Genomic DNA, 18,587 nt, shown 5'->3' with positions numbered 1-18,587 from the left:
TCTTGCGACCTCCTCCAACGTGACAGGACGACCCCGGCAGATCCAAACCGGCCACGGCCCCTGAGGCAGGGACCGTGGCCGATCTCACGCGGAGGAGGGGCTCAGCCCAGCTTGCGGCCCCCGTCGACGTACAGCGTCTGACCGGTGATGAACGACGCCTCGTCGCTGCAGAGGAACGCGGCGGCCGCCGCGATGTCCTCGGGCTGGCCCACGCGCCGCACCGGGGTGGCCTCGGCGTTGAGCCGCTGCAGCTCCTCGGGCTCCATCTTGAGCCGGCGGGCGGTGGCGTCGGTCATCTCGGTGACGATGAATCCCGGCGCGATGGCGTTGGCGGTGATGCCGAAGGGGCCGAGCTCGATGCCGAGCGTGCGGGTGAGGCCCTGGATGCCCATCTTGGCGGCGGAGTAGTTGGCCTGGCCGCGGTTGCCCAGCGCGGAGACGCTGGAGAGGTTGAGGATCTTGCCGTACTTCTGCTCCACGAAGCGGGACTGCGCGGCCTTGGTCATGTTGAAGACGCCCTTGAGGTGGACGTTCATCACCAGGTCCCAGTCGTCCTCGGTCATCTTGAAGAGCAGGTTGTCGCGGGTGACACCCGCGTTGTTGACCAGCACGTGGATGCCGCCGAGCTCGTCGACGACACGCTGCACAGCGGCCTCGGCGGCGGCCGAGTCGACCACGTCGCAGGCGATGCCGACGGCGCGCGCACCCTCGGCGAGGTCGAGGCGGCCCGCGGCCTCCTGGGCGGCGGCCTCGTCGAGGTCGAGGATCGCGACGGAGGCGCCCTCGCTCGCCAGGCGCTGCGCGATGCCGAACCCGATGCCTCGGGCTGCTCCGGTGATGACGGCTACGCGGCGGTCGAATCGACCCATCTCGTGACTCCTCAGGACTCGGTTGCTGTGTGCGTGAGGGTAGTGCGTGGCTCGGTGCGGCCCTCACCCACCGTGTGGAGCTGGTGCATGTCACTCGCGCGCGGGTCGCGCGGTGCCCTAACGTGCGGGCATGGCACGGGGCGACTTCCGCGGCGCGATGGGCGTCGCGGCCGCGATGGCAGTCGCCACATGGGCGGTCGCGGCCGCACACGACCTGCCGGTGCGCGACCCCGACGGCGTCTCGGTCCCGACGTGGGTGCGGCTGCCGCTCATCGTCCTCCTCGCCGTCGTGCTCGACGTGGTGCCGCGGTGGGTGGCCCGCGCGCGTGCCACACCGCGCCCCGGCGCGCGGGCGGCCCTGGGCACCGTGCTCCGCGACCGCTGGACCCGCGACCAGGTGTGGTTCACCCTGAGCGGCCTCGCGGCCTGGTACGTCTCCTACGTCGCGTTCCGCAACCTCAAGGGCTACCTCCCCTTCGTCAACGACCGCCTCTGGGACACCGAGCTCGCGCGCCTCGACCGGCTGCTCTGGCTGGGCCACGACCCCGCCGGCGTGCTGCACGACCTGCTGGGCACCGGCTGGGCGGCGTGGGTGCTCTCGGGCGTCTACGTGCTGTGGATCGGGCTGGTGCCGGCGGCGCTGGCGATCGCGCTGGTCTGGACCCGGCGCTCGGCCACCGGCGCGCTCTACGTCACGGCGGTGTCGTTCAACTGGATGCTCGGCGCGGCCGTCTACTACCTGGTCCCCTCGCTCGGGCCCATCTACTCGCGGCCCCAGCAGTTCACCGACCTGCCCCGCACGTTCAACACCGACGTGCAGGAGCTGCTGCTCAGCGACCGCGTCGCCGTGCTGGCCGGGGCGTGGGACACGCGCGCGGTGCAGACGGTGGCGGCCTTCGCGTCCCTGCACGTGGCCATCACCGTGACCACGTGCCTGGTGATGGAGCTGCTGCGGCTCCCGCGCCCGGTGCGGGTGGCCGGCTGGGTCTTCGCCGGGCTCACCTGCCTGTCCACGGTCTACCTCGGGTGGCACTTCTTCATCGACGTGATCGGCGGGATCGCCGTCGGGACGCTCGCGCTGGTGCTCGCCGCGTGGGTGACGGGCCATTCGCTGAGGCGCCGCGAGCGGCCGTGGTCCCGCGCCGCGGCCCGCGACCTCGACGAGGAGCCGGTCGCCTCCTAGGGCTCCTGCCGCACCGCGCCTAGGCGGACCGCCCCCCGCGTGCGGTGCGCTCGTCGAACTCCGCACGGGCGTGGGCGATCTGGTGCTGGTGCAGCTCGGTCCAGTGCACCAGGGACTGGATGATCTCGAGCAGCGTGCACCCCAGCGCGGTCAGCCGGTACTCGACGCGGGGCGGCACCTCAGGGTGCACGGTGCGCCCGACGAGCCCGTCGCGCTCGAGGTGGCGCAGCGTGACCGTCAGCATGCGCTGGCTGATCCCGTCGATCTCCCGGCGCAGCTCGTTGAAGCGCATCGTGCGCCGCTCCAGCAGCGCGATCACGAGCAGCGACCACTTGTCGGCGATCCGGTCGAGGATCTGCCGCACCTCGCATCCCTCGCGCACGTCCCACTGGAAGGCGTCGGGGCAGCCGCACTCGGGGGCCTCGTTCACCGTGGTCACCTCGCGGGAACCAGGTGACTTCGAAGTGCCTACTTCCGTCATCACTCCATCGTCCCCACGATGAGACGTGGTTACAAGTGGTAACCCAGAGACGAATCGGAACTGGAGGCATCGTGACCGAGCGGTGCATGGAGACGGGGGAAGACCGAGCGAGCACGCGCCGGGCCTGGGGCCTGCTGATGGTCGTCTGCGGGGCACTGTTCCTCGAGGGCATCGACATCGCCATGCTGAACGTTGCGGTACCGGTGATCGCGGCCGACGTCGGGCTGGGCGCCGGCGCGGCGCACTGGGTGATCAGCGCCTACGTGCTCGGCTACGCCGGGTTCATGCTGCTCGGCGGACGGACCGCCGACCTCGCCGGCCGGCGCCGCGTGTTCCTGCTCGCGCTGGGCGTCTTCGTCGCCTTCTCGGCGATCGGTGGCCTGGCGACGGCGGACTGGGTGCTGGTCCTGGCCCGGTTCGCGACCGGTGTGTCCGCCGGGTTCCTGACACCCGCCGGGTTCGGCATCGTCGTCACCACCTTCCCCGAGGGGCCGCTGCGCGACCGGGCGCTGGTCGTCTACGGCTCGGTCGGGGCGGCGGGTTTCGTGCTCGGCACGGTCGCGGGCGGCGTGCTGGCGTCGGCGAGCTGGCGGCTGGTCTTCTTCGGCCCGGCCGTCCTCGCCCTGGTCCTGCTGGTCGCCGGCGCGAGGCTGATCCGTCCCGACGAGCACGACGGCCCACCCGGAGGCTTCGACGTGGCGGGGGCCGTCACCGCGACCGCCGGGATGGTGGCTGTCGTCTATGCGGTGATCACCGTCGGCGAGGGCGGCGCGCTCGGCGCCGCGGTCCTCGTCGTCGGCGCGGCGGTGGTGCTCCTCGGGGGCTTCGTCGCGATCGAGTCCCGCCACTCCTCGCCACTGCTCCGCCTGGGGATGCTGCGCGAGGGCCTCCTCCTGCACGCGAGCCTCGCCGGCCTGCTCTTCATGGGCGCCTTCTTCGGCTTCCAGTTCGCCGTCACCCTCTACCTCCAGGACCTGCGGGGCTGGAGCCCGCTCGAGGCGGGTCTCACCTTCGCGATCATGGGCCTGGACCTGGTGGCCGCGCCGCTGCTGACGCCGTCGCTGGTCCGACGCTTCGGCGCTGCCCGGGTGATGACCGCCGGCCTCGTCGCGGCCGCCGTCGCGTTCGGTCGCCTGCTCGGGCTGGGGAACGACTGGTCCTACCTGGACTTCCTGCCGAGCCTGCTGTTGGTCGCCGCGGCGTTCGCCCTGGTCTACGGACCGCTCACCTCGCTGGCCGCCGAAGGGGTGCCGGAGGCCGAGCAGGGCTCCGCCGGTGGCGTCGTCTACACCGCGTTCCAGTTCGGCGGGGCGCTCGGCCTGGCGGGCGTCACGGTCGCGCTGGGCGCGGGACACGCCGACGGCGCCGCCCTCGGCGACTACCAGCGGGCGCTCGTCGTGCCGACGCTGGCGGCGGTCGCAGCCGCGGTCGTCGGCGTGCTGGCGGTGGTGCGGCGTCGGGAGCGTACGACGTCGCCGGGGTGAGGTGGCGGCGCGACGTCACCGGCTAGGAGCCGAGGGCGGCACGCAACCGCTCAGCGTACGCCGCCGCCTCGCCCTCGGCGTACTTCGTGCGCGGCCAGAAGAACCCGCGCAGCCCGTCGCCCTTGGTCCGCGGCACCACGTGGAGGTGGAGGTGGGGCACCGACTGGCTGACCGTGTTGTTGATCGCGACGAACGACCCCTGCGCGCCGAGGGCGTCCACCACCGCGGTCGCGAGTCGCTGGGCCGCGGCCAGGAACCCGTCTCGCTGGCCCGCCGGCAGGTCGGGCAGCGTCTCGAGATGGGTGCGGGGCACGAGCAGCACGTGGCCCTTGAACACCGGCCGGGTGTCGAGGAAGGCGACCAGGTCGTCGGTCTCCAGCACCAGGTGCCCGGGCAGGTCGCCGGCGATGATCTGGCAGAACACGCATCCGTCCATCCCCCGGATGCTGCCACGGAGCGACGACGTCGAGACGTCGAGTCGGCGCATCCTGACGCCCCTAGCCCGTCGAGCCGGCGCATCCTGACGCGCCCAGCCCGTCGAGCCGGCGCATCCTGACGCGCCCAGCCCGTCGAGCCGGCGCATCCTGACGCGCCCAGCCCGTCGAGTCGGCTCGTCCTGACGCGTCAGGCGTTGAGCACGGCCCAGGCGATCAGCTTGTCGAGCCCCCGGATGCCCTCCTTCTTGTCCAGCTTGATCCCGCTTCTTGTCCAGCTTGATCCCTCCGGCGCGCCGCCTAGCCTCGAATGGGTGCAGACCTTCCTCCCCTACCCCGACTTCGAGGCGTCGGCGCGGGCGCTGGACCAGAAGCGGCTTGGCAAGCAGCGGGTGGAGACGATCCAGGTGGTGCGCGCGCTGACGGTGCCGGGCTACGGCTGGGCCAACCACCCGGCGACGCTGATGTGGAAGGGGCACGAGGAGGCGCTCGGGCGCTACGGCCTCACCTGCTGCGAGGTCTGGCTGGAGCTCGGCTTCGGCGACACGTGCGCGGCGACCATCGCCGCCGACCTGGCCGAGGCCGGCGTCACGAGCGTGCGTACGCAGGCCGAGCTCGCCGCGGCCGACGCCCTCCCGGCGTGGCTGGGCGACCCCGCGCTGCACCTGAGCCACCGCTCGGCGCTGGTGCGCAAGGACCCCGACCTCTACCGCGAGCGGTTCCCCGGCGTCCCGGACGACCTGCCCTACGTCTGGCCGGTCCGCTCCCCTGCCGTGCTCGAGACCGAGCGCCGCCGGGCGGAGACCGCAGCGCGGCGCGAGCGCCGGGCAGCCGAGCGACTGGTCGAGGAGGAAGAACGGGCGCGCCGGCGCCGCAGCCGGGCCGCGCGCAAGGGGTGGCGCACGCGGCGGCAGACACCCACCGAGGACGCCAACTGACCCACCCGTCCGTCGAGTCGGCGCGTCCTGACGTGCCCAGCATGCCGAGTCGGCGCGTTCTGACGCAGGACGGGGCGACTCGGCAGGGTCTAGGAGCCAGAATGCGCCGACTCGACCCGATCTGGGTGGCAGGACGCGCCGACTCGGCGGGATCTAGGAGCCAGAATGCGCCGACTCGGCGGGATCTGGGGGTCAGGATGCGCCGACTCGGCGGGATCTAGGAGCCAGGATGCGCCCACTCGCGAGGTTCGCGGTTCGGCCACGCGTCAGGCGCGTCGGTGTGAGGCTGTCCCCTCAGCACACCCGATCCCGTGGGGGACACCATGCTCGACACGATCGTCCGCGCGCTCGCGCTGGCCGTCGCGGCGCTCGGCCTGAGCGCCACCGCGCCGGCGCCGCCGTCCGCCGTCGTCGACCGCGACTGCGGCGACTTCGCCAGCCAGGCCGGCGCACAGCAGTTCTTCCTCAACGCCGGCGCGGGCGACCCGCACCGCCTCGACGACGACGGCGACGGCGTCGCGTGCGAGTCCAACCCGTGCCCGTGCATCGGGCGGGGAACGACCTCACCGCAGCAGCACGCCGGCAGCAGCAACACCCAGCAGCCGGGCCCCCGGACCTACCGCGAGACCGGCAACGTCGTACGCGTCACCGACGGCGACACGCTGCGCGTGCGGCTGCGCAGCGGTGCCCACGTCTCGGTGCGGATGCTCGGCATCGACACCGCCGAGAGGGGCCGCTGCGGAGCGGACGCTGCGACGGCCAACCTGCGCCGGCTCGCGCCGGTCGGCTCGACGGTCACCCTCGTCTCCGACCGCACCCAGGCCGCGAAGGACCGCTACGGGCGGCTGTTGCGCTACGTCGGCCGCAAGGGCGGGTACGGCGACCTGTCGTTCCGCCAGGCGTGGGACGGCCACACCCGGCCCTACGTCTTCGGCGGCAAGCCAGTGGCCCGGCACCGGGAGTACGTCCGCGCGATCGACCACGCCCGCACCCACGACCGCGGCGCGTGGAACTCCTGCTGGTGACGTAGCGTCAGCCCGTGATCCTGCCGCAGGTCCGTGACCCGCGCCTGATGACGATCCGGCGCGGAGGGACCCTGCGCGACGAGGACCACCACCACCTCGCCCTCTGGGCCGCCGCGTGCGCCGAGCACGTGCTGGCGCACTTCGAGGAGGCTCGCGAGGACGACCCCCGGCCGCGCGAGGCGATCGAGGCCGCCCGCGCCTGGGTCCGGGGAGAGCTGCCGATGATGCGTACGCGGGCCGCGGGCGGCCACGCGATGGGAGCGGCTCGCGAGCTCGTGGGTGCGCCGCGCTTCGCTGCGTACGCCGCGGGGCAGGCGGCGGTGGTCGCGCACGTGCCCGAGCACGATCTCGGCGCCGCGGCCTACGCCATCAAGGCAGCCATGGTGGCCGCGGGGCCCGACCGCCAGGAGGCCGCGCGCATGGCCGAGTGTCGGTGGCAGCACGCCCGGCTCCCGGGCGAGGTCCGCGCACTGGTGATCGAGGACCAGCGACGTCGCAACCCGATCTGCTGGAACGTCTTCGACGTCTAGCGTCGCCCGCCCGAACGTCCGCTCGACTCGTCAGGCGACGGTGAGCGTGACCTCGATGTTGCCGCGGGTGGCGTTGGAGTAGGGGCACACCTGGTGCGCCTTCTCGACCAGCTCCTCGGCGAGTGAGCGCTCGACACGGGGAAGGGTGACCTCGAGGGCGACGGCGAGGCCGAACCCGCCCTTGCCGTTGTCGCCGATCGAGACGTCGGCCACGACCTCTGACTCCGAGACGTCGGCGTCCGAGCCCCGGGCCACCGCGTGGAGCGCGGAGTGGAAGCACGCGGCGTAGCCGGCCGCGAACAGCTGCTCGGGGTTGGTGGCCCCGCCGGGGCCGCCCATCTCCTTGGGGATGCGGACGTCGACGGCGAGCAGGCCGTCGGTGGACTCGACGTGACCGTTGCGGCCCTCGCCCGTGGCGACGGCGCTTGCGGTGTAGACAGTTTCCATGTGCTCGATCATATTGCGCACAATTGAATTGCACAACCGGTATCATCGACGTCGTGGACGACTACCCCCAGCTCGCGCTCGACGAGCAGATCTGCCTGCCGCTCTACGCGACGTCGCGGGCCCTCACCCGGCGCTACGGCGAGCTGCTGGCCGGCGCCGGCCTGACGTACCCGCAGTACCTCTGCCTGCTCGCGCTGTGGGACGCCGACGGTCCACTGACGGTGGGCGAGCTGGGCGCCCGGGTGCACCTCGACTCGGGCACCCTGACGCCGCTGCTCAAGCGGATGGAGCAGGCCGGCCTCGTCACCCGCACCCGCGACCACCTCGACGAGCGGCGGGTGCTCATCGCCCCCACCGAGCGCGGCCTGGCCCTCCGGGCGGAGGTGGCCGGCGTACCGGCGCAGCTGGTGGAGGGCATCGACATGAGCGAGGACGAGGCCCGTACGCTGCGCCGGCTCCTCGACCGGCTGCTCGGCGAGCTCGAGGCCGGCGCCCGGCCATAGCCCGTCCGCGACGGGGCACGAGGTGCGGCGAGATCCCGGCGGCGCGTAGCGACGAGGCCCTCCGGCGACAGGGGGTGGGGGTGGCCCGCCGCGCCGGAGGCCCTCGTGCTCGACTACGCCTGGCCTGTCACGTCACAGGTCGGCCGGGCGCAGGACGAAGGTGATGCCGTGGGCGATCTGCGCGTTGCCCCGGTTGATGTCCAGGGCGAGCGGGTTGACGATCGGGTCGACGTCGTTGGGGTCCTGGTCACGAAGGATGATGATCGGCAGGAACCGGCTCGGCACCTTGACGCCGATCGTGGGCCCGAGGGCCGTGGTCAGCTGGGCGCCGTTGGACCTGAGCGCGTCGCGGGCCGTGATGGTGGCACCCGGGACGACGTGGTAGAGCAGGACGTTCTCGACCGTGTCGATGCCCAGGCTGGCGACAGCGGCGAACACGTCCGCCTCCGAGCGCACCCACCGCCCGGTCAGGTCCTTGACGAGCACCTGGAACGCGCGGTCGTTGGGCAGGAACGCGGTCAGCGCCACCGACCCGTCGGCGAGCAGGCGCACGGGGCTGTTGGCGTCGGAGTCCGCGGCGATCACGGCCAGCACCGCCTCGGTGACGATGTCGTAGTCGTACCAGTCGCGGTCGAACTGGTTGCCGTCGGCGGTGAGCACCGACGCCAGGCTGTTCGTCCCCGTGGCGCCGGCGCCCCCCGATCCGGAACCGGCAGCGTGGGCGGCAGCTGGGGCGACCAGTGCCGTGGTGAGGGCGAGAGCGAGAGTTGCGGTGGTGCGGCGGAACACGTTCATGGGCATGTCCTCTCGTGGGTGACCGCGATCTGCGGTCACTTCCTTCTCCACGCCACACCGCCCACCGGATGCACCCGCGACCGGCGAATCCCAGGAATTCTCTGTCTCGTCCACGTCGGCCCCGCCTCAGGCGGGCGCCAGTGCCTGACCCTCGAGGCGGTGGAGGTCGGACAGCCGGCGGCGAAGCACCATGTGCACGGTGATCAGCGCGGACGTCAGCGCGGCGTACACGCACCACAGCGATGCGAAGGCCTGGACGTACACGACCGCGACGACCGTGAGCCCGACCAGGTTGAGCAGCCCGAAGGCGACGATGGAGGGGTAGCCCGACAGCAGCGACGGACCGATCACCGCCACGACGTACAGCACCGCCCACATCGGCCCCCAGGTGAGCCCGACGTCGTAGACCAGCGCGTGCGCCTCCTCCCGGACCACGAGCGGGCCGCTGAGCACCGCCCAGAGCAGGTAGGCCGCGACCACCGCGCCGAGCGCGACGAACGGCGTCACCCGTTGGCGGCGTCCCTTGGGCTCGAGGAGCAGCACCGCGAGTGGCACCAGGATCGGGAGGACGGGGAACGCGAAGAGGACGTAGGCCATCGCTGCGGCGTGCTGGACCCCGGGCGAGACGACGTCGGACGCACTGTGCCAGACGAGTGCCTCGGTCAGCTGGTGGAACGCGAAGAGCAACGGCAGCGAGGCGAACGGCACCTCGCGCAGCGTGCGCACCTCGCTCAGGCAGAACACACCGACGGGGAGGAGGACCACGCCCGCTGTCAGATCAGCGCCTACCGAGAAGCACACCCTCGGACGCTATCCCGGCCAGCGCCCACCGTGACGGGCCACAGTGCCCATGCCGAACGGCGCGGGCATCACGCACGAGAGCCGCTCCGACGGGTGTCGGAGCGGCTCTCGTTCAAGAGGGCTGGCTCTCGATGGGGTGACCCATCGGGACCGATTGCTCTGCGAAGTCTTCGCGTTGTCTCTACGAGGACCCCTCAGTGGAGCTGCGGGGAATCGAACCCCGGTCCTCGAGCGTCGATCCAGGTCTTCTCCGGGTGCAGTCAGTGTTGTCGCTTTTCTCGGCCCCGGCGCTCGCACAGACACGTCGCCGACAGGCCCAGTCAGGATCAAGTCCCGGTCACCCCTCCTGACAGAGAGTGACCAGCAAGTCCCCTAGATGAGGCCTGGATCCGGGACGGAGACGGGTGCCCGGTCAGACCCTTCGATCACTGCTCAGGCAGCGAGAGCGAAGTCGTTGCGATTGGTGTTGGCAACTATGGTTTTCCAGCGGTCGTTTACGAGATGACGCTGGCTTCTCGACCCGCTTCCCCTGGAACTAACGTCCCAAGTCGAAACCGATCAGCCCCTCTTGTGTTGTCAAGCAGGCCCGAGCCCGCGGGCCCAGCCTACTGGTCACAACCGACAGCGCGCGAACGCTATTCCGTCCGGCTGCCCTGGGCGTCGCTGGTGGAGTCGAGGTTCGCGTCGGCGTGCGCGTCCGGACGCCGCTCGCCGGCTTCGTCCGGCGACGGCGCCGAGCCGTCGTCGGCAGCGTCCGGGTGCCCGGCGGGCGGGGCGTGGAGGCGTACGCGGGTGATGCGGTGGCCGTCGACCTCGACGACCTCCAGCGGGCGGCCGGCGACGAGGACGGAGTCACCCACCTCGCCCATCCGTGCCAGGCGGTGCAGCAGGTAGCCGGCGACCGTCTCGTAGGGGCCGTCCTCGAGCTCGAGCCCGGTCCGCTCGCGGAACTCCTCGATCGTCATGCCCGCGTCGAGGGTGGCCGGGTCGGCGGACGCGGCGATGGCGGCGTCGGTGTCGTACTCGTCGTGGATCTCGCCGACGAGCTCCTCCATGAGGTCCTCGAGGGTGACGATCCCGTCGGTGCCGCCGTACTCGTCGACGACCAGGGCGATGTGCGCGCCGAGGTCGCGGAGCTGGTCGATGGAGGGCAGCACCCGGTTGGTGCGCGGCAGCACCGGAAGCTCGCGCGCGATGTCGGCCACCCTGGTGGAGCGGTCGTCGGCGCGGCCGAGCACGTCGCGCAGGTGGAGGTAGCCCAGCACCTCGTCGAACGACTCGCCGGTCACCGGGTAGCGGGTGTAGGGCTGGTCGACGATCACGGCCACCGCCTCGGCGAGGGTGAGGTCGCCGGCGAGGAAGACGACGTCGCCGCGCGGCTTCATCACCTCGCTGAGCGAGCGGTCGCCCGCCTCGAAGACGTCGTGGACGAGGCGGCGTTCGCCCTCGGGGATGTCCTCGTGGCCGGAGATCATCATCCGCAGCTCCTCCTCGTCGACCTCGTCGCCGGCCGCGTCGGGGTTGCCGCCGAGGAGCCGGACGAGCAGGTTGGTGGAGAGCGACAGCAGCCAGATGACCGGGGTCATCACGGTCGCGAACCGGCCCAGCGGCGGCGCGAACAGCTTGGCCACCCCCACCGAGCGCTGCAGCGCTAGGCGCTTGGGCACCAGCTCGCCCAGCACCAGGGAGAGGTAGGACACCACCAGGGTGGTGACCACCAGCGACACCGTGTCAGGCGCCGGGACGCCGAGGCTCTCGAAGACCGGCGCGAACGACGGCGCCAGCGTCGAGGCGCCGAAGGCGGCGGAGAAGAAGCCCGCCACGGTCACGCCGATCTGCACCGCCGACAGGAACCGGTTGGGGTCACGGGCCAGGGAGGCGACCGCATGCCCGCGGCCGCCCTGCGTCTCCAGGCGCTCGACCTGTCCGGAGCGCAGGGAGACCAGCGCGATCTCGGTGGCCGCGAAGACGCCCCCCACCAGGATGAAGGCGAGGACGAGCAGGACATCGATCCAGGTGCCGGGTTCCACCGCCACAACCTATCGAGCGGCCCGTGACGCCGCCGAGCCCGCGGCGCCTCGTACGACGTCCACGACCACCCGGCTACGCCCAACCGCCAGGATGGCGGCGCCGACAGCGGCGACGGGGTGGCCGGACGGCACCAGGGTGAGCCGGTCGGCGAGGCCGAGCGAGGCGAGGAACGGCGAGCCCTCCCCCAGTGCGTGCAGCTGGCGGACCACCTGCTCGCGAAGCAGCTCCCCCAGCTCGGCCACGCCGCCGCCCAGCACGACCCGCTCGGGGTCGATCGTCAGGCCGAGGACGCGCACGGCGCTCGCGACGCCCCAGCAGAAGCGGTCGCGCACGGCCACGGCCGCCGGGTCGCCCGCGGCCGCCGCCGCGAAGACGGCCGCCGCCGGCCAGCCGTCGGGCGTCGGCCAGGCGCGGGCGAGCGCACGGCCGGACGCGATGGTCTCCAGGCAGCCGGTCTGACCGCAGCCGCACCGGTCACCGGCGGGGTCGACCGGCAGGTGGCCGACCTCGCCCGCGGCCGCCTGCGCGCCGCGACGCAGCCGGCCGGCGATGACCACGCCCGCCGCGAGCCCCGTGCCGACGCTGAGGTAGACGACGTCGTCGGCCCCGACGAGCGCACCCGCGGCCAGGGCGGCGGCGTTGACGTCATTGTCGACGACCACCTCCACGCCCAGTCGCTCCGCGAGCAGGTCGCGCAGCGGCAGGTCGGCGCCGTCGACGCCGAGGTTGACCGCGTGCCGCACCACCCCTCGCTCGGCGTCCACCAGGCCGGGGACGCCCACCCCGACGCGGCCGGGCAGCCCACCGACCTCGCGCGCGAGGTCGTCGTACACGCCCGCGGCGGTCGCGACGACGCCGCCGCCCCCCGGTCGCGTCGCCGCCCTGGCTCGAGCCAGGACCGACCCGTCGGCGGCGAGGACGACCCCGAGCGTCTTCGTGCCCCCGATGTCGAGGCCCACGGCGCGGGCCGCCGACGCCGCGCCCGCGTCCGTGCTCGCCTTCGTACCCACCGCGTCCACCCCGGTCCTCCCGGCGCCCGCCTCGCGGCGCCGTCTCCTGGACGGTGCGGGGCGCGGGCAGTCCACCGCGCGTAGGTCAGCGCACCCAGGCCACACCCGTCAAGACGGCGCCGGGTCAGGATGAGCCGACTCGACGGGCTGGGCGCGTCAGGATGCGCCGACTCGACGGGCTGGGCACGTCAGGATGAGCCGACTCGACGGGCTGGGCGCGTCAGGATGCGCCGACTCGACGGGCTGGGCACGTCAGGATGCGCCGACTCGACCTTCCTGCCTGCCCCTGCCTGCCCCTACCTGCCCCTGCCTGCCCCTGCCTGCCCTGCCCCTGCCTGCCCACGCCGGGGGGTCAGAGCACCAGCTCGGGCTGGAGCCGCTCGGGGGTCCACACCCGCTGGCGGTGGGCGGCCCACGCCGTCGCCGCCATGGCGACCAGGCCGACCGCGGCCAGCACCGCGAGGTCGCGGGCGAGCGTGGAGTCCTCGCCGCCGTAGAGGCTCTGGCGCAGGCCGTCGACGGCGTAGGTCATCGGCAGCAGCCAGTGCAGCGAGCGCAGCGGCTCGGGGATCGTCTCCCACGGGAAGGTGCCACCGGCCGTCACGAGCTGGACGAGCATCAGCACCAGCCCGGCGAACTCGCCGACGGTGCCGAACCACGCGTTGAGCGCCTGGATGATCGCCACGAACGCGATGGACGCCACCAGCAGCAGCGCGATCGTGCCGAGCAGCTCGTCGGGCACGATGCGCAGGCCGAAGCGGACGATGAGCAGCATCACCGCGACCTGGAAGATCCCGACGGTCACCGGCGGGAGCAGCCCACCGAGCGCGGTGCGACCGGGTGGGCCGTTGGCGGCGAGGGCGCGGGCCGACAGCGGCCGCACGAGCAGGAACAGGATGTAGGCGCCGATCCACAGCCCCAGCGACATGAAGAACGGCGCGAGCCCGGCGCCGTACGACCCCGCCGGTGCGAGGGTGTCGTCCTGCAGCTCGACGGGGTCGGCGATCGTGCGCGCCGTCTCCTTGCCGGTCGCCTTGTCGAGGTCGGGCACCTTCTTCAGCCCGCGGCGCAGGCCGTCCTTGAGCCGGGTCGTGCCCGACCCCAGCCGCTGGGTGCCGTTGCGGAGCTTGGTGCTCGACTTCGCCAGCCGGGTGGCGCCGGACGAGACCTGGCCGGTCCCGGAGGCGAGGGTCGAGGCGCCGCTCGCCAGCGTGCGGGAGCCGGCCGCGAGCCGCGTGCTGCCGGAGGCGACGCGGTCGCCGCCGGCGGCCGCGGTGGCCACACCGCGGGCGAGGGCCGGCGCGGCGCCGGCGAGCCTGCCGGCGCCGGCTGCCACCTGGTTGGCGCCCGAGCTCAGCTTGCCGAGCTTGCCCGCCGCGCCCTCGGCCGTGCGTACGGCGTCGTCGACACCGGCTCGCGCGACGTCGAGGACCCGCGTCAGCCGGGCCGCCTCGGCGGGCGTCAGCCGCCCCTGCCGCACGAGCTGCTGCACGATCGCCGTCACGTCGCCGCGGGCCACGGCGAGCTGGCGGGCGATCGCGCGGGCCGCGCCGGCGGCGTCCCGGCCGACGGCAGCCACCTTCGCGTTGCCCGCGGCCACCTGGCGGGCACCGGCGGCGAGCCGCTGGGTGTCGGCGGGCAGCGCGGCCGTGCGCTGGCGCAGGGTGCGCAGCCCGCCCGCCAGCTGCGTCGCGCCGCTCGCGAGCTGGGCGCTGCCCTGTGCCCCTCGGCCCGCGCCGGAGGCGAGGCGGTTGGCACCGCGTGCCGTCCTGGCGGCTCCGGACGCGAGCCGGTCGGTGCCACTGACGAGTCGGTCGGTGCCCTTGCTGAGCCGCTTGGTGCCGGCCACCAGCTTGCGCGCGCCCTTGAGTCCCTTCTGCAGGTCGACGTGCACCTCGTCGAGACCGCGGATGAACGTGCTCGCCGAGGTGGAGCCGACCTCCCGGGCGATCTCGTCGCGCACGTCGCCGACGACCGTCTTGGCCAAGGTGGTGGCCATGTAGTTGTTGGCGTCGTTGGTCACCAGGCGCAGGCTCGCCCGGTGGGGCTCGTAGCGGGCCACGGAGGTCAGGTCCTCGGAGAAGTCGCTGCCGACGTACAGCGCGGCGTCGTAGCGACCCGACCGCACCCCCTCGTCCGCCTCCTTCGCGCTCGTCTCGACCCAGCCGAACCCGCCGTCGCCGTCGACGAGGCGCTCGGCGATCCGGTGGCCGTAGTTGACCTCCTCCGAGCTGCCGGTGACCGGGTCGGTGAGGCTGGCGCCCTGGTCCTCCACCACCAGCGCGGCGGGCACCCGGTCGAGCGAGCCGTAGGGGTCCTTGTTGGCGAAGACGTAGAGGCCGGCGTAGAGCGTGGGGATCACGATGAGGGCGAGGACGGCCAGCTTGGGGAGCGTGCCTGCGCTGATGCGCCGCAGCTCGGTGATGGCCAGACGGAGGGCGATCATCGGCCTTCGTTCCTCTCCTGCGGTGGGGGTGGTGGGTCACCCCGGTCGGGCGGTGGAGTGCCCTCGAGCACGCGGGTCTCGGTCGGGTCCTCGGAGACCACCGTGCGGGTGTCGCCCAGCTCGCCGGCGGTGCCGGCGGACGGCATCAGGCGCAGCGCCTCGACGGGCGTGATCCGGTGGGCCTGGCCCCCGCGCGCCGGGGGGAGGTCGGCGCCGAGGTCGCGCGCCGACGACCTGTTGCACTGCACGAGCACGCCGTAGCCGAGGGCGGCGTAGGACGTCGCGAGGCCCCACCACCCGTACGCCTCGCCGCCGTGCCGGTCGGGCAGCGTCATCACCAGGAACCGGACGTCGGGACGCTCCGCCGCGAGCCCGGTGAGCAACGCCGTGCGGACGACCCCCTCGACGGCGTCGACCCGGTGGTCCTCGAACCCCTCGAGCGCGTGCTGCTCCAGCCACGTGTGCACCGCACCGGACGTGGAGTCGTGACCGGCCAGGGCGAGGTCCTCTGCGGCGACGGTCTCGACGGGCATCACGTCGTCGGGCTCGGAGACGCCGGGCAGGTCGACCACGGCCGTGATCCGCCGCAGCTCTGCCATGTCGTCGCTCCCGGTGCCGTCGTCGGTGACCAGCCGGACGGAGCCGCCCGTGGGCACGAGACGGCCGGTCGTGGCCAGCGCGAGCGCGGAGTGGCCCTGCCCCGGCTCGCCCGCCACGAGGACGCACTCGCCGGTGCTGACGGCGAGGTGGTCGATCTCCAGCAGGCGCCCGCGACGCCCCATCACGTGCACCTGGTCGAGCTCGAGGCGCATCGTCTGCCCGGGGTGATCGGCCCTGCGGTGGGAGTGTGGCTGGGGATGGGTGGGGGGTCGGGTCTGGGGTGGCACACCCCGATCCGGGTCGGGAGAGGCCACCCCGTTCGAGGTGCTCACGGTCGCTTCAGTGCCGGGATGAACGAGGCGATCACCAGCAGGACCCAGGTCGTCAGGATGTAGGGCCACGTGTAGTGGGGCTCGCTGGACAGGTTGGTCATGCCGAGCGTGACCAGTGCCGTCACGGCCGCGCCGAAGGCGCCGTAGACCCACGACGCAGCGCTGCTGCGGAGGAAGACCACGGCCAGGGCGATGGCGGTCAGGACGCCGGAGTATCCGGCGAGCCCCTCCACGATCGTCTCCGCGCTCTCCCCCAGCCCCAGCGCGCACAGGGTGCCGATGACGCTTCCCATGACGGCAGCCAGGCCGACCTTCCACGACGCGATGAAGAGCCCCAGCAGGATCAGCGCCCCCGCCCACACGTTGTTGATGAGCACCACCTCGGAGACGTTGGTCAACAGCGAGCGCAGCAGCGATCCGGCCGACTCGTCGACCACGTGGTTGGGCGCCGAGGTCTCGTGGATGCTCGTCGTGGCGATGTAGAGGATGCCCGCCACGGTGCAGAAGGGCGCCGTGGTCGAGGGCAGGCTGAACCGTGACAGGGCCGGGGTCGCGAAGAGCCACCCGAAGAACCAGGTGACCGGAGCACAGGCCAGGGCGCCGACGACCGTCAGCACGTAGGTCCAGACCTGCACGCCGAGCGCGGTGTAGAGCGCGGCGCCCACGAGGGTGCCGTTGAAGCCGTGCATGCCGATCTTGAGGTCGTCGGCCTTCCCCCGCATGAGCGCGCCGCCGAGCGTGGAGCAGATCGCGCCGATCAGAGCGAGCAGGGCCATCTGCCAGTCCGCGACCACGAACGCCGCCAGGATCAGCAGGCCGGTCCAGGTGTTGCTCTGGAAGAAGATCTCCGACACCCCGCGGGGCACGACCTCCCAGGTGAGCCACGTGCTGGGCGCAGCCGTCGTGGCCGTTCGAGGTGTTGTCATGTCAGCTCCCTGGTCCGTGGTGGTGGTACGTCGGGTGGAGCGCCGGTCGACCCGCAACGCGCTGCGCTGGGGCAGGTGCGGTCAGGTCTTGCGGATGGTCGGGGCCGTGCCGCCGGTCAGCAGTCGTCGCAGCGACTGCCAGGCGAGCGTCGTCGCGGCGCCGACCGAGCGGGTGTCGTCGCCGAGGAGCCGCACCCAGACGCCCGCGTCATCGGGGAGGGCGCTGACCCCGAAGACCACCCCACCTGTGGTCGACGGGGCCAGCGCGCTGTGGAGCAGCTCGGTGACCTCGGCCACCGGAGCCTGCGAGGTGAGGACGTAGAGCATGGACAGGACGTCGTGGTCGTCGAGGACGGCGAGGTCGCCGGTCGCCCCGTCGGCGGGAGCGAGCCGCACCCGGTCGAGCGCCACGATGGTGCCGTCGGGCCGGCAGACCTCGAAGTCGGAGGCGAGCGCCGAGTAGAGGTGGCGCTCGTCGTGGGCCAGTCGCCCGGCCACGAGGGTCTCGCCCACGATGACCGTCGCCGACGCGGGCAGTGTCAACCGGGTGCGCTGGTAGAGGCGCGCGTCGGCGAACAGGATCACCGGGTCGGGGAGGTACTCCACGTAGGCGTCCTCGCCGACCGAGATGTTGACCTGGGCAACCGCGTAGTCGTGCTGCATGCGCAGCACCTTGGTCCAGGCCGAGGTCGTCACGTGCGCGGACGTTCCCGGGCCGAAGACGAGATCGGTGCGCAACCGGTCGCCCTGCATGACACCCGCGCCGGTGGCCATCAGGTAGGTGTAGGGCATGTCCGGACGGGCCGGGTCGTAGTAGAGCGGGCGCATGATCTGCAACGGCGCCTTCTGGTAGTGCTGCACCAGCTCGGTCCCGCGCGGCGTGCAGGCGAACTCCAGCTCGAGCAGGCCGACCTTCCCGGGACTGCCGGCGGGCAGGGTGTCGATCCCCCCGGCGTAGCGCGCGACGATCTCGGGCACCCGGTCCGGCTCGTAGTACGCCGGGTCGAGACGCGGCCCGCCATAGCGTGCCGTCGGCAGCGCCACGGTGCTGGAGGGGACCGGGTCCCGCTCGCGCAGGAGCGAGGTGTTCATCGCGAGGACGCCACGGGACGCCTGTCCCACGCGGCGAGGATCAGGTCCTGCAGCTGATCCACCCCCTCGCCGGTCAGGGAGTTCGTCAGGACCACGGGCTTGTCGTCGCGGACCCGCCAGGCATCGGACTCCATGACGGCGAGGTCGGTCCGCACGTACTGGGCGATGTCGATCTTGTTGATCACCAGGATGTCGGACTCGGTGATCCCCGGGCCGCGCTTGCGGGGCATCTTCTCCCCCTCGGAGGTGTCGAGGACGAAGACGAAGACGTCCGCCAGGGACGGAGAGAAGGTCAGCGTCAGGTTGTCCCCGCCCGACTCGTAGATCAGCGTGTCGACCTCGGGGTGGCGCTCGAGCATCTCGGCACCCGCGGCCAGGTTCATCGTCGGGTCGTCGCGGACCGCGGTGTGGGGACAGGCGCCCGTCTCGACCCCCACGACCCGGTCGGGGTCGAGCACTCCGTCGAGCTCGCGGCGCACGTGGTGGGCGTCCTCCTGGGTGTAGATGTCGTTCGTGATGACCGCGGGGTGCCGGCCGGCAGCCAGGAGCCGGGGCACGAGTGCCTCCGTCAGGGCCGTCTTGCCCGAGCCCACCGGTCCGCCGATGCCGATCCGCAACACGTTCTCGCTCATTCGTCCACCTCGTTGTCGTCGTCGTGCC

The 18,587-nt window shown here is 72.7% G+C and carries 19 protein-coding genes and 1 other RNA gene; 6 read left to right on the top strand and 14 right to left on the bottom strand.

Annotated features, from left to right (window positions below):
* Positions 1-101 precede the first annotated feature (101 nt).
* Positions 102-869 carry an SDR family NAD(P)-dependent oxidoreductase gene (locus tag AC4H2S_RS06905; protein WP_491496231.1) on the bottom strand — a complete coding sequence of 256 codons (768 nt, stop codon included), beginning with the start codon at positions 867-869 and terminating at the stop codon, positions 102-104.
* A gap of 130 nt (positions 870-999) precedes the next feature.
* On the opposite strand from AC4H2S_RS06905, the gene AC4H2S_RS06900 reads away from it, so the two are divergent.
* Positions 1,000-2,052, top strand: coding sequence for a phosphatase PAP2 family protein (locus AC4H2S_RS06900; RefSeq protein WP_491496230.1), 1,053 nt, complete (start codon positions 1,000-1,002; stop codon positions 2,050-2,052).
* Positions 2,053-2,071: 19 nt separating this feature from the next.
* Here AC4H2S_RS06900 and AC4H2S_RS06895 read toward each other — a convergent pair whose 3' ends face one another.
* On the bottom strand, positions 2,072-2,482 hold the full coding sequence (locus tag AC4H2S_RS06895; RefSeq protein WP_491496229.1) for a winged helix-turn-helix transcriptional regulator: 411 nt from the start codon (positions 2,480-2,482) through the stop codon (positions 2,072-2,074).
* 137 nt (positions 2,483-2,619) lie between these two features.
* Here AC4H2S_RS06895 and AC4H2S_RS06890 point away from each other — a divergent pair, with 137 nt between their 5' ends.
* Entirely contained in the window at positions 2,620-4,017 is a 1,398-nt protein-coding gene (locus AC4H2S_RS06890) for an MFS transporter (RefSeq protein WP_491496228.1), read from the top strand.
* Positions 4,018-4,039: 22 nt separating this feature from the next.
* Here AC4H2S_RS06890 and AC4H2S_RS06885 read toward each other — a convergent pair whose 3' ends face one another.
* The gene (locus tag AC4H2S_RS06885; RefSeq protein WP_491496227.1) at positions 4,040-4,504 is read right to left on the bottom strand and encodes an HIT family protein; all 465 of its coding nucleotides are present in this window, start codon (positions 4,502-4,504) and stop codon (positions 4,040-4,042) included.
* A gap of 261 nt (positions 4,505-4,765) precedes the next feature.
* Between AC4H2S_RS06885 and AC4H2S_RS06880 the strand changes: the two genes are divergently transcribed.
* The 3 genes from AC4H2S_RS06880 to AC4H2S_RS06870 all read left to right on the top strand — a co-directional run bounded on the left by AC4H2S_RS06880 (position 4,766) and on the right by AC4H2S_RS06870 (position 6,944).
* Entirely contained in the window at positions 4,766-5,389 is a 624-nt protein-coding gene (locus AC4H2S_RS06880; protein WP_491496226.1) for an MSMEG_6728 family protein, read from the top strand.
* Between the two features lie 311 nt (positions 5,390-5,700).
* Positions 5,701-6,414: an excalibur calcium-binding domain-containing protein gene (locus AC4H2S_RS06875; protein WP_491496225.1), complete on the top strand. Its 714-nt coding sequence runs from the start codon at positions 5,701-5,703 to the stop codon at positions 6,412-6,414.
* A 14-nt stretch (positions 6,415-6,428) separates the two neighbouring features.
* Positions 6,429-6,944, top strand: a complete 516-nt coding sequence (locus tag AC4H2S_RS06870; RefSeq protein ID WP_491496224.1) for a putative immunity protein — start codon at positions 6,429-6,431, stop codon at positions 6,942-6,944.
* Positions 6,945-6,974: 30 nt separating this feature from the next.
* Here AC4H2S_RS06870 and AC4H2S_RS06865 read toward each other — a convergent pair whose 3' ends face one another.
* Positions 6,975-7,403 carry an organic hydroperoxide resistance protein gene (locus AC4H2S_RS06865; protein WP_491496223.1) on the bottom strand — a complete coding sequence of 143 codons (429 nt, stop codon included), beginning with the start codon at positions 7,401-7,403 and terminating at the stop codon, positions 6,975-6,977.
* Positions 7,404-7,444: 41 nt separating this feature from the next.
* Here AC4H2S_RS06865 and AC4H2S_RS06860 point away from each other — a divergent pair, with 41 nt between their 5' ends.
* Positions 7,445-7,894: a MarR family winged helix-turn-helix transcriptional regulator gene (locus AC4H2S_RS06860; protein ID WP_491496222.1), complete on the top strand. Its 450-nt coding sequence runs from the start codon at positions 7,445-7,447 to the stop codon at positions 7,892-7,894.
* Positions 7,895-8,026: 132 nt separating this feature from the next.
* Here AC4H2S_RS06860 and AC4H2S_RS06855 read toward each other — a convergent pair whose 3' ends face one another.
* The 10 genes from AC4H2S_RS06855 to ureG all read right to left on the bottom strand — a co-directional run bounded on the left by AC4H2S_RS06855 (position 8,027) and on the right by ureG (position 18,559).
* Positions 8,027-8,689 carry a fasciclin domain-containing protein gene (locus tag AC4H2S_RS06855; RefSeq protein ID WP_186340696.1) on the bottom strand — a complete coding sequence of 221 codons (663 nt, stop codon included), beginning with the start codon at positions 8,687-8,689 and terminating at the stop codon, positions 8,027-8,029.
* Positions 8,690-8,815: 126 nt separating this feature from the next.
* Complete coding sequence (locus AC4H2S_RS06850; RefSeq protein WP_491496221.1) at positions 8,816-9,490, bottom strand: DUF6629 family protein; 675 nt, start codon at positions 9,488-9,490, stop codon at positions 8,816-8,818.
* Positions 9,491-9,685: 195 nt separating this feature from the next.
* Positions 9,686-10,056, bottom strand: a transfer-messenger RNA (tmRNA) gene (ssrA, locus tag AC4H2S_RS06845).
* Between the two features lie 69 nt (positions 10,057-10,125).
* A complete protein-coding gene (locus tag AC4H2S_RS06840) occupies positions 10,126-11,520 on the bottom strand; it encodes a hemolysin family protein (protein ID WP_491496220.1) in 1,395 nt (464 codons plus the stop codon).
* A gap of 9 nt (positions 11,521-11,529) precedes the next feature.
* A complete protein-coding gene (locus AC4H2S_RS06835) occupies positions 11,530-12,531 on the bottom strand; it encodes an ROK family protein (RefSeq protein WP_491496219.1) in 1,002 nt (333 codons plus the stop codon).
* Between the two features lie 352 nt (positions 12,532-12,883).
* Positions 12,884-14,977 carry a YhgE/Pip domain-containing protein gene (locus AC4H2S_RS06830; RefSeq protein ID WP_491496218.1) on the bottom strand — a complete coding sequence of 698 codons (2,094 nt, stop codon included), beginning with the start codon at positions 14,975-14,977 and terminating at the stop codon, positions 12,884-12,886.
* Positions 14,974-15,789, bottom strand: a complete 816-nt coding sequence (locus AC4H2S_RS06825) for a hypothetical protein (protein WP_491496217.1) — start codon at positions 15,787-15,789, stop codon at positions 14,974-14,976. The genes AC4H2S_RS06830 and AC4H2S_RS06825 overlap by 4 nt, the downstream gene beginning before the upstream one ends.
* Positions 15,790-15,905: 116 nt before the next feature.
* Positions 15,906-16,835, bottom strand: coding sequence for an urea transporter (locus tag AC4H2S_RS06820; RefSeq protein ID WP_491496216.1), 930 nt, complete (start codon positions 16,833-16,835; stop codon positions 15,906-15,908).
* Between the two features lie 81 nt (positions 16,836-16,916).
* Complete coding sequence (locus AC4H2S_RS06815; RefSeq protein ID WP_491496215.1) at positions 16,917-17,957, bottom strand: urease accessory protein UreD; 1,041 nt, start codon at positions 17,955-17,957, stop codon at positions 16,917-16,919.
* Positions 17,924-18,559: an urease accessory protein UreG gene (ureG, locus tag AC4H2S_RS06810; protein ID WP_491496214.1), complete on the bottom strand. Its 636-nt coding sequence runs from the start codon at positions 18,557-18,559 to the stop codon at positions 17,924-17,926. The genes AC4H2S_RS06815 and ureG overlap by 34 nt, the downstream gene beginning before the upstream one ends.
* Positions 18,560-18,587: the final 28 nt, after the last annotated feature.

Source organism: Nocardioides sp. Z13_37 (assembly GCF_058355585.1).
This window is presented reverse-complemented; position numbering and strand designations above follow the sequence as displayed.

Bases quoted from the DNA above. Each gene is read 5' to 3' on its own strand.
- AC4H2S_RS06890 (WP_491496228.1), top strand. From the start codon at position 2,620: ATGGAGACGGGGGAAGACCGAGCGAGCACGCGCCGGGCCTGGGGCCTG.
- AC4H2S_RS06825 (WP_491496217.1), bottom strand. From the start codon at position 15,789: ATGCGCCTCGAGCTCGACCAGGTGCACGTGATGGGGCGTCGCGGGCGC.
- AC4H2S_RS06820 (WP_491496216.1), bottom strand. From the start codon at position 16,835: ATGACAACACCTCGAACGGCCACGACGGCTGCGCCCAGCACGTGGCTC.
- ureG (WP_491496214.1), bottom strand. From the start codon at position 18,559: ATGAGCGAGAACGTGTTGCGGATCGGCATCGGCGGACCGGTGGGCTCG.
- AC4H2S_RS06865 (WP_491496223.1), bottom strand. From the start codon at position 7,403: ATGATCGAGCACATGGAAACTGTCTACACCGCAAGCGCCGTCGCCACG.
- AC4H2S_RS06905 (WP_491496231.1), bottom strand. From the start codon at position 869: ATGGGTCGATTCGACCGCCGCGTAGCCGTCATCACCGGAGCAGCCCGA.
- AC4H2S_RS06885 (WP_491496227.1), bottom strand. From the start codon at position 4,504: ATGCGCCGACTCGACGTCTCGACGTCGTCGCTCCGTGGCAGCATCCGG.
- AC4H2S_RS06855 (WP_186340696.1), bottom strand. From the start codon at position 8,689: ATGAACGTGTTCCGCCGCACCACCGCAACTCTCGCTCTCGCCCTCACC.
- AC4H2S_RS06900 (WP_491496230.1), top strand. From the start codon at position 1,000: ATGGCACGGGGCGACTTCCGCGGCGCGATGGGCGTCGCGGCCGCGATG.
- AC4H2S_RS06830 (WP_491496218.1), bottom strand. From the start codon at position 14,977: ATGATCGCCCTCCGTCTGGCCATCACCGAGCTGCGGCGCATCAGCGCA.